The following is a 13093-nucleotide window of genomic DNA, read 5'->3' on the forward strand; positions in this document are numbered from 1 at the left end:
TTTCTGAAACTATTGTATCAGTTCATGAAAGAGGTTTTCATTTTGTCCCCTATTTGGGAAAAATAATGGTTTACAAATTTATCAAAGGATCCCTACTGTTCTTTTGATTGAAGCTGCTTAGCTACTAGCTGAGCCAAGAGTGAAAAGAGAATAACCCCAGCTCCAATCAAGAGAAATGATTCCATACGGACGCTTGGCAACCAAGTCATCAACCCTTTGGCGATGGGCATAAAGAGAACAGCCAAGGTATAAATTGTGCTCAATACTCTACCTAGATAATCATCTTCCACCTTGGTTTGTACTTGGGTAAAAACGTGGATGTCGAAAATGGTCACAAAAAATTCACAGACCAGATTTCCTGAAAAGGAAAGATAAGGTGGAAGGGGCAAGCCCATTATGAACACTCCTATCCCTGCCATGATCAGGAAAAACAGGAGAATTCTCATACTTGATTTCATTTTATTGGCAACAAGTGCTCCTAGAATAGATCCAATAGCTCCCAGCGTTAAAATGGTCGCATAAGCTCCTTTGACCCCGTATAGACGATTCGAGAAGGGAAGTAAAAACTCAAAAGCCGCAAAAAAGAAATTGACGCTAGAAGCCACTAATAAGAGAAAGAAAATCTCTTTCTGATGCCAGATATAGTCTAACCCATCCTTGATATCAGAAAAAATATCTTTCCCGGTAAACTGTTTCCTCTCTTGCACCTTAGCTTCTTCTTTCGGAAGGAAAGCCACTAGGACAAAGGCAATGAAAAAGGTCAGCGCATCTAATAAGAGGGTCATATGAAGACTGGCAAATTGTAGAACTAGGAAAGAAAAAACAGGTGAACAGACACTAACAACCTGTAAGACTAACTCCAAGTGAGCGTTATAGGTCACAATCTCTTCTTTCTCTACTACCTCGGTAATAATGGCTTTATTGGCAGGTCGAGAAAAACCAAAGGCAATGGCCTGAACAATATTGGCAAAAATAAGGGCCGCAATCATCAAGCTATCATTTGTGATAAAAGAAATCGCCAAACAAAGTAGTCCACAAACCAAGTCGGTCGTCATCAAAATCTTGCGACGAGAAAAACGGTCTGAAATCACTCCTCCAAAAGGATTCACGAGAATCCCTGTCACTAACTCAGAAATCTGATAGATCCCTAATACCGTCTTTCCTATAGTCCCAATCGACGCCAGCCAGACACTATTCCCATAATCATAGAGCATATTTCCAATTTTGTTAATAGCTCCACGACTAATTAATTGGACCGCATGTCGGTTCATTAAATCTCCTTTATCACTGTCCTATTTAGAACATTCATTTTTTACAAATTTATCAAAGTGTTCTTGATAATAGGCCACCTGCTCTGGCAGTCCCAGCACATCAAAAATGTGCATGGCTTCCCTCATTTGCTGCCGCCCTTCTTCTATTTGCCCCTTTTGATACAGGGCAAATCCCTTGAGATAATGAAAGACATTGCGTTCGTAGAGCTTGATGCTCTTGCCGATAATCTTTTCTACATAGGCTTCAAAATAGCTGGCATTTTCAAAAGAATTGTGTTCTAAACAATGCTGGTAGCAATTCAGGGCTAGAATCAAGACCAGTTTGCGATGGCGACCAATTTCTTTGTAAAAATCTTCACGCTCCATCACTTCTCTCCCAAGGCGAGCAACATAGTCCACATCATAAAAGCTGTAGAGATTGCCAAAGAGGATCAACTCATACATGGTCCATTCTTCCGTTTGAAAGAGGTAATCCGCCACCTTTTCCAGATCAGGTTGCTTCATGGTGTAGCTGGCATCTCTCTGGCAAATCAGGCCTTGTAGCAGGATCCAGTTCAATTCAAAATAGAGGGGATTGGTGGAATGTTTGGCTTTTTCAAGTTGTTCTCTTTGAAGCTTTTGAAAACCCGCAATATCATTTGAATAGTAAAGTGGAATAATCTGAGCCATCAAAGCGACATGCTCATGGTGTTGAAAATTTCTGGCCTTATCCATAAAATTCTCAATCGTCACATGGATATTGTCCAAAATATCAAAGAAGCGCGACGCAGCCAGATCCGACTCCCCCAATTCAAAACGGGATAATTGGGAGGTCGAGCAGGCCTCTCCAGCAGCTTCTTTTAACGAATAATTTTTACTGATCCGAAATTCACGAAAAACTTTTCCTAAATCTTCCATTTGATTACCACTTAAATTCCTTTAAGTGCCTTTCTAACTCTTGCAAGTACCCTTCGTAGAATCCTTGATCTTCTTTCACGGAAACATCTAATTGTCTTAAGTAAGAAATCAGCCAATCAACCAATAGATCATACTGATGAAGAGGTAGGCGTTTCATCTGCTCTTCAACAAAAGAAATGGCCTCTGCAAAGCGCTGCTCTTCTAGAGCTTGCTGAAGATAGTGAGCCCCGTTGATGAGTCTTCCTTCCTCATCTTCATACTGCCCCAAATCTAAATTCTGAATCTGTAGGCGCAGAGTTGTACCAATCATGTCTGCCACACCTTTAATCTGCTTCATAAACCAATCATTTTCAGTCGCCATAATGTTCTCCTTATGCAAATTAGAAAACTACACTTTCTCCGCTAGTTCTGCTCATTCTAGCATGGCTTCTTCTTGGGCGGTGGTCAGCTGGTCGATTTGCTACTGGCTCTCCATGAGTTCGCCAGCGTCAGTGGCCCGCAACTTCTTTTAATGAATAATTTTTACCGATTCGAAATTCACGAAAACTTTGCCCAAATCTTCCATCTATTCCACCTGCTCTGACAGTTCTGCCCACTCTTCCATGACCGCTTCCTGCTGGACAGTTAGTTGATCCAGCTCGCTTTGGAGTTGAACCAAGTCAGCTGCATCGTTGGTGCTATGCATGGTTTCGGTGATGGCTTGGATTTTCTGATCCAGCACTTCCATCTCTGCTTCCAATTGCTCAATGCGACGAGTGATTTTCCGGAGTTCCTTTTGGTTTTGCTTCTGCAAGTGATAGTCATTGCTGGTGACTTCCTCCGTAGAAGAAACAGGCACAGCTTCTGCTTGTGCTGTTGCAAGAGCATCTAACTCAGCTTTTTTCTCCAGATAATAATCATAATCTCCTAGATAAAGAGTTGAGCCCTCTTCTGAGAGTTCCAAGACTTGTGTGGCTACACGATTGATAAAGTAGCGGTCGTGGCTGACAAAGAGCAAGGTCCCATCAAAATCAATCAAGGCATTTTCCAGCACTTCCTTGCTATCGATATCCAAGTGGTTAGTGGGCTCATCGAGAATCAAGAAATTGTTATTTTCCATGGACAGCTTGGCAAGAAGCAAGCGCGCCCGCTCTCCACCTGACAGCATGCCGACAGTTTTCTTGACATCATCCCCAGAGAAAAGAAAGGCTCCCAGTCGATTGCGGATATCCACTTCTGGTGTCAGTTTAAAGTCATTCCAGAGCTCATCCAAGACACTGTTGTGAGGGGTTAACTTACTCTGAGTCTGGTCATAGTAGCCTACCTCGACATTGGCCCCAAAACGAGCTTCTCCCTTGATAAAAGGAATCTGCCCGACAATAGACTTAATAAGAGTAGATTTCCCGATCCCATTTGGTCCTACAATAGCGACCGCATTCATCTTGCGGATATCCAGATTGATGGGCTCTGACAGGATTTGATCGTCATAGCCGACGGCTGCCTCTTCTACTGTCAGGACGACATTGCCCGATGTCTTATCGGAATGGAAAGTCATATGGGCAGACTTGGTCCCAGCTTCCGGCTTGTCTAGACGCTCCATTTTTTCCAACTGCTTACGCCGAGACTGGGCCCGTTTGGTGGTCGACGCCCGCACCAAATTGCGATTAACAAAGTCTTCCAGCGCTGCAATTTCTTTTTGTTGCTTCTCGTAGTTCTTGGCTTCGGTCAGCAATTTTTGTTCTTTTTGCTCCACAAAGCTGGAGTAATTACCGACATAGCGATCTAAAGAATGCTTGGTCAAGTCCAAGGTAATGGTAGCAACTTTATCGAGAAAATACCGGTCGTGGCTGACAATGAGAAGGGCTCCGCTATAATTGACCAGATAGTTTTCCAACCAGGCAATCGTCTCAATATCCAAGTGGTTGGTCGGCTCGTCCAGTACCAAGAGATTTGGTTTTTCCAAGAGCATCTTGGCCAGAGCGAGACGGGTATTTTGCCCACCAGACAGCTCTTCAATCTTCATCTGCCACATAGACTCATCGAACTTAAAGCCGTTGAGAATGGCGCGGATATCTGCCTCATAAGTAAAGCCACCAGCCTGACGGAATTCTTCTGATAGACGGTCATAATCCTGCATGAGTTTTTCTAAGTCAGCCCCAGTTTTTTCCCCCATCGCAAGCTCCATCTGCCGCAAGGTTTTCTCGGTCTTTCTGAGATCGTCAAAGACATGGAGCATCTCATCGTAGATAGTATTGGACGACTCAAATCGACTATCCTGGGCTAAATAAGAGAGAGAAAGGTCCCGCTTTTTATTGATTTCCCCAGAAGTCGTCTCTTCTTCTCCCACCAAGATTTTTAAGAGCGTAGACTTGCCGGCTCCGTTCTTTCCGACCAGGGCAATCCGGTCCCGTTCATCCACTTGCAGGCTGATATTATCAAAAAGAACCTCCCCTGCAAAAGAGCGTTCAATTTTGTTGGCTTGTAAAATAATCATAGTTTCATTGTACCTTACTTTTGACAAATTGACAATTGAAGAAAAGGCCAAACGCTAGATGCGCTTGACCTGTCCTCACTTTTTAGATTGTTGAAATGTTGGAAGCCATTTGGCTGTACTGATAGGAGAGGAAAAGGCCGATGCCAATCACCAGCAAAAGCAAGCCCCATTTGATGACTCCCTTTACAAAGCGAATCACAAGCAGGATCATCATGGAGCCAATCAGCCAAGTGATGGCCGAATGGGAGAAGAAAGCTTGGACGGCTTCCTTATTGTCCCCGAAAAATTGACGGACTCCCTCAGGAGCATAGTTTTCCCAAGCCTGTTGAATGCCTAATTCATGGGAAATTGCTTGCCCTTTTTGGGATAGCCATAGAAAGATTCCAGAGTTAAACACAAAGAGTGCCACTTGTTCTGGAAAGGTTCGAATAATATACAGTATACGTTTGATCATTCTTACTCCTTGTATAGTTGCCGAACAGCCTCAATATCCCGCTCTTGAATGCTATAAAAGGAACCAGCTGCCTGCATAACGGACTCTTCCTCAGTATGGTCCAAACCAATCGCATGGCCTAGTTCATGCTCAGCTGTGTTTACAATCCGCTGATGGGAATAGTTGTACTGCTTATTAAGTAGGTAATAGCGATTCAAGCGAACGGTCACCCGTTTGAAACGATTGGTTAAAACATTGGTCTGAGATTCGGCCTCACCCGCTGCAGAAACCGTGCTATCATCCATCTCTGTCAAGAGGATATCGGCCTCTTCTTCACTGGTGACGAGTTGGAAAGCGAAGGCTCCTGTCTGATTCCAAGACTCAAGAGCTTCCTCATAGGCACGGGTAAAGGTCTCATCCATTTCAGGATCTAGATAAACTTTTGCAGTTGCCTGATCCCATCTTGCTCCTGTAGAGGTATGGCCATCTGTTGCTAAGTCCTCTTGAGCAGATGGACTTCCCTGACCCCGTAGAGGACCATCTCGATGAAAGTAATCATCTACCTGGGTGACAACCGTTTGGGCTGCGCGACTGACCCCATCAATTCCGCTACCGGTTTTGCCACTAAAGAACAAAGTAGCAACCAGCAAAGCAAAACTAAGGGCGAGAGTCCAAAACAAGCCCCAAACAAGACTCCAAATAACCCGTATTAGAAAACGAATCATGGCTATAATGGTTCTCACAAGTTCCTCCTTTCCTTAGGAAGACCTTTATTTAGGTCTAGAAGACGTTATTTTACCTCAGTTTTCTTAAAATAAGCTAAAGGGTGACGTCATGAAAGGAAAAAGATCCAGTTGACAGCAAAACCAACCGAATCCTTTTCATCCTGCTTCTTCTTTTATACGCAGCTTAGTGATGCACTGTTACTTTTCCAGTACGATAATCCAAACTAATCCCACTCTGGACATTTGGAACAAAAACGTTAAACTCTAGACTGCCATCACTCGATTTTGCTTCAATTTGACTGCCAACTGGCACCAAGTCTTCATCTGAAGCATAGTAGAGAGTCACCCGATAACGGACCCGCTTATTTTTATCTAAGGCCTTCCGAACAAGGGTTTCATAGTAATTCTGTCCCGTTGAAAAACTGTCACGCGCTTGGTTGGCCCAAGCTGTTTGAACCGCAATATTTTTAGGATTCGTCATCGAGGCATCAAACCCATCTAAGTTGCCAATCAAGGCATAACCGAGGAGATGACCCCGATCAACTGCATGGTCATATTCTCCAGCTAAATTGGTTACTTGGTGCCAGCCAGCAGGGGCCCAATCTATGTCCGTCTGTTCTCTTTTTTGGTATTGACGAGTCGCCTTGGTCATCAAAGCGTTGGCAACTGTTGGGATCTCTCGTCCTTTTACAGTCTTTGTCTTAGTATCTGCATAAGGGAGACTAGCAACATCCGCATCCAGATTGGTTTTATTCTGGTTAATGATGAAAGCGCCTGCTTCATTCCATTGAATGTTTTTTCCTAGTTTAGCTCGAACACTATCTGTCAGAACACTCTCCGCTAGTTCCTTACTCGGTGTTGCTTCTTGACTCGAAGTAACAACCGTTTGAACCTGAGAGTGACTAGCGACTGGCTGGGGTTGACTAAAGTAATAGCCACCGATGGAAAGGGCTGCTGCCACCACCAAGCCCAGTAGAGTTTGTCCTGATTTTTTCATTTTAAGTGGTTTCTTTTGATTGTTTGCCACACTGGTTTCCTCTGTTTCTACTGAATGGGAAAGAGCCTGGGATCACGATCTCAAGCTCCTCTTTTTGATAAATAGTTACTTACCTGAAAATTTCTGAAGGATTTCCTTCCATGTATCTGGCGAGAGAATGGACCAAGGATCCTTTCCATTACCAATGACACCATATCCAATGACCAAGCCAAGAGCGAAAACAATCGCTAAGATAGTAAGAACCAATAGGACGATTCCCAATTGTTTTCCGATTGCTTTTAATTTAGTTTTCATCATCATCTTCCTTCACACGACGTACATCTGCTCCAAGAGCCACCAATTTCTCATGGAATTTAAAATATCCACGGTCAAGGTGGGTTAACTTGCTCACTTTGGTTTCTCCCTCAGCCACAAGCCCCATTAAAATCAAGGTTGCACTAGCACGCAAGTCTGTCGACATTACTTCAGCCCCTTGTAAGCTAGCCCCACCTTGGATACGGGCCGTATCTCTCATAATATCTGAATGTAAGCCCATCCGACGCATCTCTTCCAAGTGTTGGAAACGATTTTCAAATACCGTTTCAATCATGGTCGATTCACCAGAAGCCATGGCCATCAAAGCAGTAAATTGGGCTTGCATATCTGTAGGGAAGCCTGGATAAGGTAAAGTTTTTACCGTCACTGGTTTCAATTTAGAAACATCTGAGCGAATGCGAATGCCATTCTCTTCTTCCGTTACCTCAACGCCCATTTCTTGCATCTTAGAAAGAAGAGGGCGGTTGTGTTCCCAAATCGCATCCTCGATTAAAACGTCTCCACCTGTCATAGCTGCACCAACCATGAAGGTTCCTGCCTCAATTCGGTCTTGAACGACATTGTGAACCGCTCCATGCAAACGATCCACCCCAACAATCGTCAAGGTTTCTGTACCTGCTCCACGTACCTTAGCTCCCATCTTATTCAACAGAGAGGCCAAGTCCACGATCTCAGGTTCGCGGGCTGCATTCTCGATAACCGTCGTTCCATCTGCCAAGGTTGCTGCCATCATGATATTTTGGGTGGCACCTACGGATGGGAAATCCATGTAGATATGAGCTCCTCGAAGACGATCTGCTTTTGCTTCAATGTAACCAGCCGTTTGGGTGATTTTCGCTCCCATGGCTTCCAGACCTTTAAGGTGGAGATCAATCGGACGACTTCCAATGGTACAGCCACCTGGCATGGAAACTTTGGCATGACCATTCCGGGCCAAGACAGGACCTAGAACGACGATCGAAGCTCGCATCTTGCTGACATATTTGTAAGGCGCTTCTTCTGTCAATGGTTGCGTCGCATCAACGACTACTGTATTGGTTTCTTCATCAAACGTAACTTGTGTGTTCAAGCCACGAACGACATTGTTCATTGTAAAGACATCAGATAAAACAGGAACATTGGTCAAAGTTGTTGTTCCTTCACTGGCCAAAACAGTTGCTGCTAAAAGAGGAAGAACTGCATTCTTTGCTCCTTCGATTTTCACAGTTCCAACTAGGCGATTTTGACCACCATTTACAATAATTTTGTCCATACTCGTTATTACTCCATTTCATTCAGTCACGACTACTATCATACCATAAATTCATCAAAAAAGAATCTAAAAGTTCCCGTTAAACAGTTGCCGACTGAATTCGTAAATACTGATAAAGAAGCTACTAGTTAAATAGCCTACACTAATGCTTATGAATAAAATAAGAAGTCGAATTTTCACAGCTGTATCGGCGCTTACCTTTAAAAAACGCTCCCACTGAACCACCGTTGAAAGAAGGTGGTAGGCAAAGGAAATAAACAATAAGTGACTGCAAAAAGTAAAAATCATTTGAATCATACCTCTATTATACCATAAGACAAAGTTTCCCTTCATATTCTTAAGATGCGAAAAAAAGAAGTCGATCCAATCAACTTCTTTTTGTATTTATAATCGATTTCCGACATTTATCCGGTTAATAGCGCGTTGAAGGGCAATTTTTGCACGACGCTCCATATCAACAGAATGTTGATCTTTGGCTTCTTCAAGGGCTTTTTCAGCACGCATTTTTGCACGCTCAGCCCGGCTAATATCAATGTCTCGAGCGCGTTCCGCCGAATCCGCTACGATGGTAATGACATTATCTGCCACTTCGATAATCCCACCATTCACGGCGATCCAATCAATGTGTTTTTCGTCATCGACTCGACGAACCTTTACTTGGTCTACAGCCAAAACCGCAATGGTATTGATATGACGAGGTAAAATCCCTAATTCACCATCAATTGTCTTGACAGATACAAATGCGGCATGATGATCATAAACCAGTCCATCCGGTGTAACGATTTGGACGTTCATTTGACTCATCTTTCACCTCTTCTTAGAATCCCATTTTTTTAGCTTTTGCAATCACATCTTCGATCGAACCGACACCACGGAAGGCATCCTCAGGTAAGTGGTCATGCTTCCCATCCAAAATTTCTTTAAAGCCACGTACAGTTTCTGCAACCGGTACATAAGAACCAGGTTGACCAGTGAATTGTTCCGCCACGTTAAAGTTTTGAGACAAGAAGAATTGAATACGACGGGCACGAGCTACCAAGGTCTTTTCATCATCAGACAATTCATCCATTCCCAAGATAGCAATGATATCTTGCAATTCGTGGTAGCGTTGAAGGACGCGTTTGACCTCAGAAGCCACTGCATAGTGCTCTTCTCCGACGATATCTGGAGAAAGGGCACGGGAGCTAGATGCCAATGGGTCCACGGCAGGGTAGATCCCCAATTGAACCAATTTCCGCTCCAAGTTGGTGGTTGAGTCCAAATGGGCGAAGGCCGTTGCTGGGGCAGGGTCGGTATAGTCATCGGCTGGCACGTAGATGGCCTGGATCGATGTAACAGAACCTTTCTTGGTTGAGGTAATCCGTTCTTGCAATTGTCCCATTTCAGTTGCCAAAGTAGGTTGGTAACCAACGGCGGATGGCATCCGTCCCAAAAGGGCTGATACTTCTGAACCGGCTTGGGTGAAACGGAAGATATTGTCAATAAACAAGAGAACGTCCTGACCTTCGACATCACGGAAGTATTCCGCAATGGTCAAACCAGTCAAGGCAACACGCATCCGTGCTCCTGGTGGTTCGTTCATTTGTCCAAAGACCATGGCTGTTTTTTCGATAACGCCAGATTCTTTCATTTCCCAGTAAAGGTCATTCCCTTCACGGGTCCGTTCTCCAACTCCGGTAAATACAGAGATCCCACCGTGCTCTTGGGCAATATTATGGATTAATTCTTGAATCAAGACAGTCTTCCCAACTCCGGCACCACCGAAAAGGCCGACCTTCCCACCTTTCAGGTAAGGGGCAAGGAGGTCAATGACCTTGATCCCTGTTTCAAGAATTTCTTCTGAAGTAGAAAGCTCATCAAAGGATGGAGCTTTTTTATGAATGGATTCACGAGGAGCATCTTCTGGAAATGCTTCTTCCAAGTCAATGGTGTCTCCTAAGACGTTAAAGACCCGTCCAAGAGTTTCTTTTCCAACAGGCACAGAGATTGGACGACCAGTGTCCAATACTTCCATCCCACGAGTCAAGCCATCTGTTGATTCCATGGCAATGGTCCGAACGACACCATCCCCAAGTTCAAGAGCTACTTCAAGAACGACTTTTGATTTTTGTTGGTCATTTTTATAGACTACAAGCGCATTATTAATCTCAGGGAGTTTATCGCCCGCAGCAAAAGCTACGTCAACGACAGGACCTACAACCTGAGAAATTTTGCCTAAACTCATGTCATTCTCCTATTCTATTAAGTTTCTAAGCTTGTGAATACATACCATCAAGCTTATGTTTGTATTGTTAAAATGTGCATCGAATCAACTACTCAAGCGCACTCGCTCCTGCAACAATTTCCGTAATTTCTTGCGTAATGGTTGCCTGACGAGCTCGGTTGTATTGAATGGTCAATTCATCAATTACCTTCTTGGCATTGTCTGTTGCGGTTTGCATGGCCATCATACCGGCAGCATTTTCAGCTGTTTTAGCATCAATGATGGCCCCATAAATCATACTTTCCGCAAACTGTGGAAGCAATTGATCCAAAATCGCATCGCGGTCTGATTCCAACTCCAGGTTCAAGATATAATCTTCATCTGCTTCGTTGGGGTCCAAGTCAATGATCGGAAGCATTTGCTCTACCCGCAATTGACTGGTCAAACTATTGACGTGGTGATTATAACAGACATACAATTCATCAAACAATTCATTTTGATACATTTGGACTGTCTTGGTGATGATCTTCCGTACTTCATCAAAGCTTGGTTGATCAGCTAGACCACGTAGTTCATAAACCGGCTGGATGCCTCTTGCTCTAAAGAAATCTGCTCCGATACTTCCAATACAGATGACTTCAAAATCTTCACCTGTTGGATGGTATTCTTCCTTCAATTCCATGACAGACTTGAGGATAGAGGCGTTGTAGCCTCCCACGAGCCCACGGTCAGAAGTGATGACAATATAAGCAGACTTTTTGACCGGACGACTCTTTAAAAATGGATGGTACTTAGCATTCTCAGCCTCGTGTCCATGTAAGAGGTCGGTCAATAGTTTACGAACCTTAGATGCGTATATTTGGAAGTCCTTGGCAGCTTGCTCAGACTTCCCAAGTTTGGCAGCAGATACCATCTGCATAGCATTTGTAATTTGACTGGTATTCTTTGTCGATGCAATTTTATTTTTGATATCATTTAAAGAAACTGCCATCTGCCACTCCTATTTCTATTTGAAACTTGATTGGTTGACAAAGTCAGTAATCACTGCATCCATTGTTTCTTCACTTGGAAGATCTTTGGTAGTCCGAATGGTTTCAAAGATATCTGCATGATGTGCTTCTACAAAGGCAAACAATTCCTCTTCAAAGCGAAGGATATCATCAACTGGTACACTATCCAAGAATCCATGTGTCAAAGCATACAAGATCACAACCTGTTTTTCAACAGTTAATGGTTCATGAACCGGTTGTTTCAAGACTTCTACTGTCCGGCGACCACGGTTCAACTTAGCTTGAGTAGCCGCATCCAAGTCACTACCAAACTTGGTGAAGGCTTCCAACTCACGGTAAGAAGCTAGGTCAATACGGAGAGTCCCCGCAACCTTCTTCATGGCCTTGATTTGGGCTGATCCACCAACCCGCGATACAGATGATCCCGCATCGATAGCAGGACGAATACCTGAGTTAAAGAGACTATCTTGCAAGAAGATTTGGCCATCTGTGATCGAAATCACGTTGGTCGCGATATAAGCGGAAATATCCCCTGCTTGTGTTTCAATAATTGGAAGCGCAGTAATGGAACCGCCACCCAATTCATCTGATACTTTGGCAGAACGTTCCAATAAACGGCTGTGTAGGTAGAAGACATCCCCTGGGAAGGCTTCCCGTCCTGGCGGACGACGAAGAAGAAGGGATAATTCACGGTAAGCAACGGCTTGTTTAGACAAATCATCATAGACGATCAAAACATGTTTGCCATTGTACATGAACTCTTCGGCCATAGCAACCCCTGCATATGGAGCAAGGAATAGCAATGGAGACGGTTGTGAGGCTGATGCTGTCACGACAATGGTATAATCCATTGCTCCATACTTGCGAAGTGTTTCTACTTGTGTCCGAACCGTTGATTCTTTTTGTCCAATTGCGACATAGATACAGATCATGTCTTGATTCTTTTGGTTCAAGATGGTATCGATGGCAATGGAGGTTTTCCCTGTTTGACGGTCTCCGATAATCAATTCCCGTTGGCCCCGTCCGATTGGAACGAGGGCATCAATGGCTTTCAAACCGGTTTGAAGGGGCTCTGAGACAGATTTCCGTTGCATAACACCAGGAGCTGGTGTTTCAACTGGACGGAAGGTATCTGTTACGATGTCTCCCAAGCCATCCACTGGTTGACCAAGAGGATTGACAACCCGACCAATTAAGGCATCCCCAGCAGGGACTTCCATGATTTTACCAGTCCGACGAATCGAGTCTCCTTCACGAATATCCGTGAAGTCTCCAAGGATGATAATCCCGACATCCGTCGTTTCCAAGTTTTGCGCCATTCCGTATGAGCCGTTTTCAAAGATCAACAACTCACCACTCATTGCATTTTCAAGGCCATGAGCACGCGCAATCCCGTCACCGATATAGGTAACGACTCCGGTCTCCGTGACGTCAAAATTTGGCTGGAAATTTTCAATTTGTTGCTTAATTAAAGCGCTGATTTCTTGTGCGTTAATCGCCAAAATTCACACCACTTT

General features: G+C 44.0%; 14 protein-coding genes. All 14 read right to left on the reverse strand.

From position 1 onward, the window contains the following. Window positions 1-92: 92 nt before the first annotated feature. The 14 genes from I2C87_RS04900 to atpA all read right to left on the reverse strand — a co-directional run bounded on the left by I2C87_RS04900 (window position 93) and on the right by atpA (window position 13078). Window positions 93-1271, reverse strand: coding sequence for an MFS transporter (locus I2C87_RS04900; RefSeq protein WP_048717216.1), 1179 nt, complete (start codon window positions 1269-1271; stop codon window positions 93-95). A 21-nt stretch (window positions 1272-1292) separates the two neighbouring features. Next, window positions 1293-2168, reverse strand: a complete 876-nt coding sequence (locus I2C87_RS04905) for an XRE/MutR family transcriptional regulator (protein WP_195324128.1) — start codon at window positions 2166-2168, stop codon at window positions 1293-1295. Between the two features lie 4 nt (window positions 2169-2172). Continuing rightward, window positions 2173-2529, reverse strand: a complete 357-nt coding sequence (locus I2C87_RS04910) for a hypothetical protein (protein ID WP_195324129.1) — start codon at window positions 2527-2529, stop codon at window positions 2173-2175. A 204-nt stretch (window positions 2530-2733) separates the two neighbouring features. After that, window positions 2734-4641, reverse strand: coding sequence for an ABC-F family ATP-binding cassette domain-containing protein (locus I2C87_RS04915; protein WP_195324130.1), 1908 nt, complete (start codon window positions 4639-4641; stop codon window positions 2734-2736). 82 nt (window positions 4642-4723) lie between these two features. Then, window positions 4724-5095: a hypothetical protein gene (locus I2C87_RS04920; protein WP_195324131.1), complete on the reverse strand. Its 372-nt coding sequence runs from the start codon at window positions 5093-5095 to the stop codon at window positions 4724-4726. A 2-nt stretch (window positions 5096-5097) separates the two neighbouring features. Further along, on the reverse strand, window positions 5098-5817 hold the full coding sequence (locus tag I2C87_RS04925; protein WP_195324132.1) for a matrixin family metalloprotease: 720 nt from the start codon (window positions 5815-5817) through the stop codon (window positions 5098-5100). Between the two features lie 166 nt (window positions 5818-5983). Then, a complete protein-coding gene (locus tag I2C87_RS04930) occupies window positions 5984-6796 on the reverse strand; it encodes a DNA/RNA non-specific endonuclease (protein WP_195324173.1) in 813 nt (270 codons plus the stop codon). 105 nt (window positions 6797-6901) lie between these two features. After that, a complete protein-coding gene (locus I2C87_RS04935) occupies window positions 6902-7090 on the reverse strand; it encodes a DNA-directed RNA polymerase subunit beta (protein ID WP_006596916.1) in 189 nt (62 codons plus the stop codon). Beyond that, entirely contained in the window at window positions 7080-8363 is a 1284-nt protein-coding gene (murA, locus tag I2C87_RS04940; RefSeq protein WP_006596619.1) for a UDP-N-acetylglucosamine 1-carboxyvinyltransferase, read from the reverse strand. The genes I2C87_RS04935 and murA overlap by 11 nt, the downstream gene beginning before the upstream one ends. Window positions 8364-8429: 66 nt before the next feature. Then, window positions 8430-8660: a DUF1146 family protein gene (locus I2C87_RS04945; protein ID WP_195324133.1), complete on the reverse strand. Its 231-nt coding sequence runs from the start codon at window positions 8658-8660 to the stop codon at window positions 8430-8432. Between the two features lie 87 nt (window positions 8661-8747). Beyond that, window positions 8748-9167: a F0F1 ATP synthase subunit epsilon gene (locus I2C87_RS04950; protein ID WP_125335373.1), complete on the reverse strand. Its 420-nt coding sequence runs from the start codon at window positions 9165-9167 to the stop codon at window positions 8748-8750. A gap of 13 nt (window positions 9168-9180) precedes the next feature. Continuing rightward, on the reverse strand, window positions 9181-10587 hold the full coding sequence (gene atpD, locus I2C87_RS04955) for a F0F1 ATP synthase subunit beta (protein WP_195324134.1): 1407 nt from the start codon (window positions 10585-10587) through the stop codon (window positions 9181-9183). Between the two features lie 88 nt (window positions 10588-10675). Beyond that, window positions 10676-11557, reverse strand: coding sequence for a F0F1 ATP synthase subunit gamma (locus I2C87_RS04960; RefSeq protein ID WP_195324135.1), 882 nt, complete (start codon window positions 11555-11557; stop codon window positions 10676-10678). A gap of 15 nt (window positions 11558-11572) precedes the next feature. After that, window positions 11573-13078, reverse strand: coding sequence for a F0F1 ATP synthase subunit alpha (atpA, locus tag I2C87_RS04965; RefSeq protein ID WP_195324136.1), 1506 nt, complete (start codon window positions 13076-13078; stop codon window positions 11573-11575). Between the last annotated feature and the right edge of the window lie 15 nt (window positions 13079-13093).

The sequence above is a fragment of the Streptococcus sp. 1001283B150225_161107_H12 genome (assembly GCF_015552665.1).
In the GTDB taxonomy this organism is placed as follows: Bacteria; Bacillota; Bacilli; order Lactobacillales; family Streptococcaceae; genus Streptococcus.

Bases quoted from the DNA above. Each gene is read 5' to 3' on its own strand.
- I2C87_RS04920 (WP_195324131.1), bottom strand. From the start codon at position 5,095: ATGATCAAACGTATACTGTATATTATTCGAACCTTTCCAGAACAAGTG.
- I2C87_RS04945 (WP_195324133.1), bottom strand. From the start codon at position 8,660: ATGATTCAAATGATTTTTACTTTTTGCAGTCACTTATTGTTTATTTCC.
- I2C87_RS04935 (WP_006596916.1), bottom strand. From the start codon at position 7,090: ATGAAAACTAAATTAAAAGCAATCGGAAAACAATTGGGAATCGTCCTA.
- I2C87_RS04905 (WP_195324128.1), bottom strand. From the start codon at position 2,168: ATGGAAGATTTAGGAAAAGTTTTTCGTGAATTTCGGATCAGTAAAAAT.
- I2C87_RS04950 (WP_125335373.1), bottom strand. From the start codon at position 9,167: ATGAGTCAAATGAACGTCCAAATCGTTACACCGGATGGACTGGTTTAT.
- I2C87_RS04960 (WP_195324135.1), bottom strand. From the start codon at position 11,557: ATGGCAGTTTCTTTAAATGATATCAAAAATAAAATTGCATCGACAAAG.
- I2C87_RS04915 (WP_195324130.1), bottom strand. From the start codon at position 4,641: ATGATTATTTTACAAGCCAACAAAATTGAACGCTCTTTTGCAGGGGAG.
- I2C87_RS04910 (WP_195324129.1), bottom strand. From the start codon at position 2,529: ATGGCGACTGAAAATGATTGGTTTATGAAGCAGATTAAAGGTGTGGCA.
- I2C87_RS04900 (WP_048717216.1), bottom strand. From the start codon at position 1,271: ATGAACCGACATGCGGTCCAATTAATTAGTCGTGGAGCTATTAACAAA.
- I2C87_RS04930 (WP_195324173.1), bottom strand. From the start codon at position 6,796: ATGAAAAAATCAGGACAAACTCTACTGGGCTTGGTGGTGGCAGCAGCC.
- atpD (WP_195324134.1), bottom strand. From the start codon at position 10,587: ATGAGTTTAGGCAAAATTTCTCAGGTTGTAGGTCCTGTCGTTGACGTA.
- murA (WP_006596619.1), bottom strand. From the start codon at position 8,363: ATGGACAAAATTATTGTAAATGGTGGTCAAAATCGCCTAGTTGGAACT.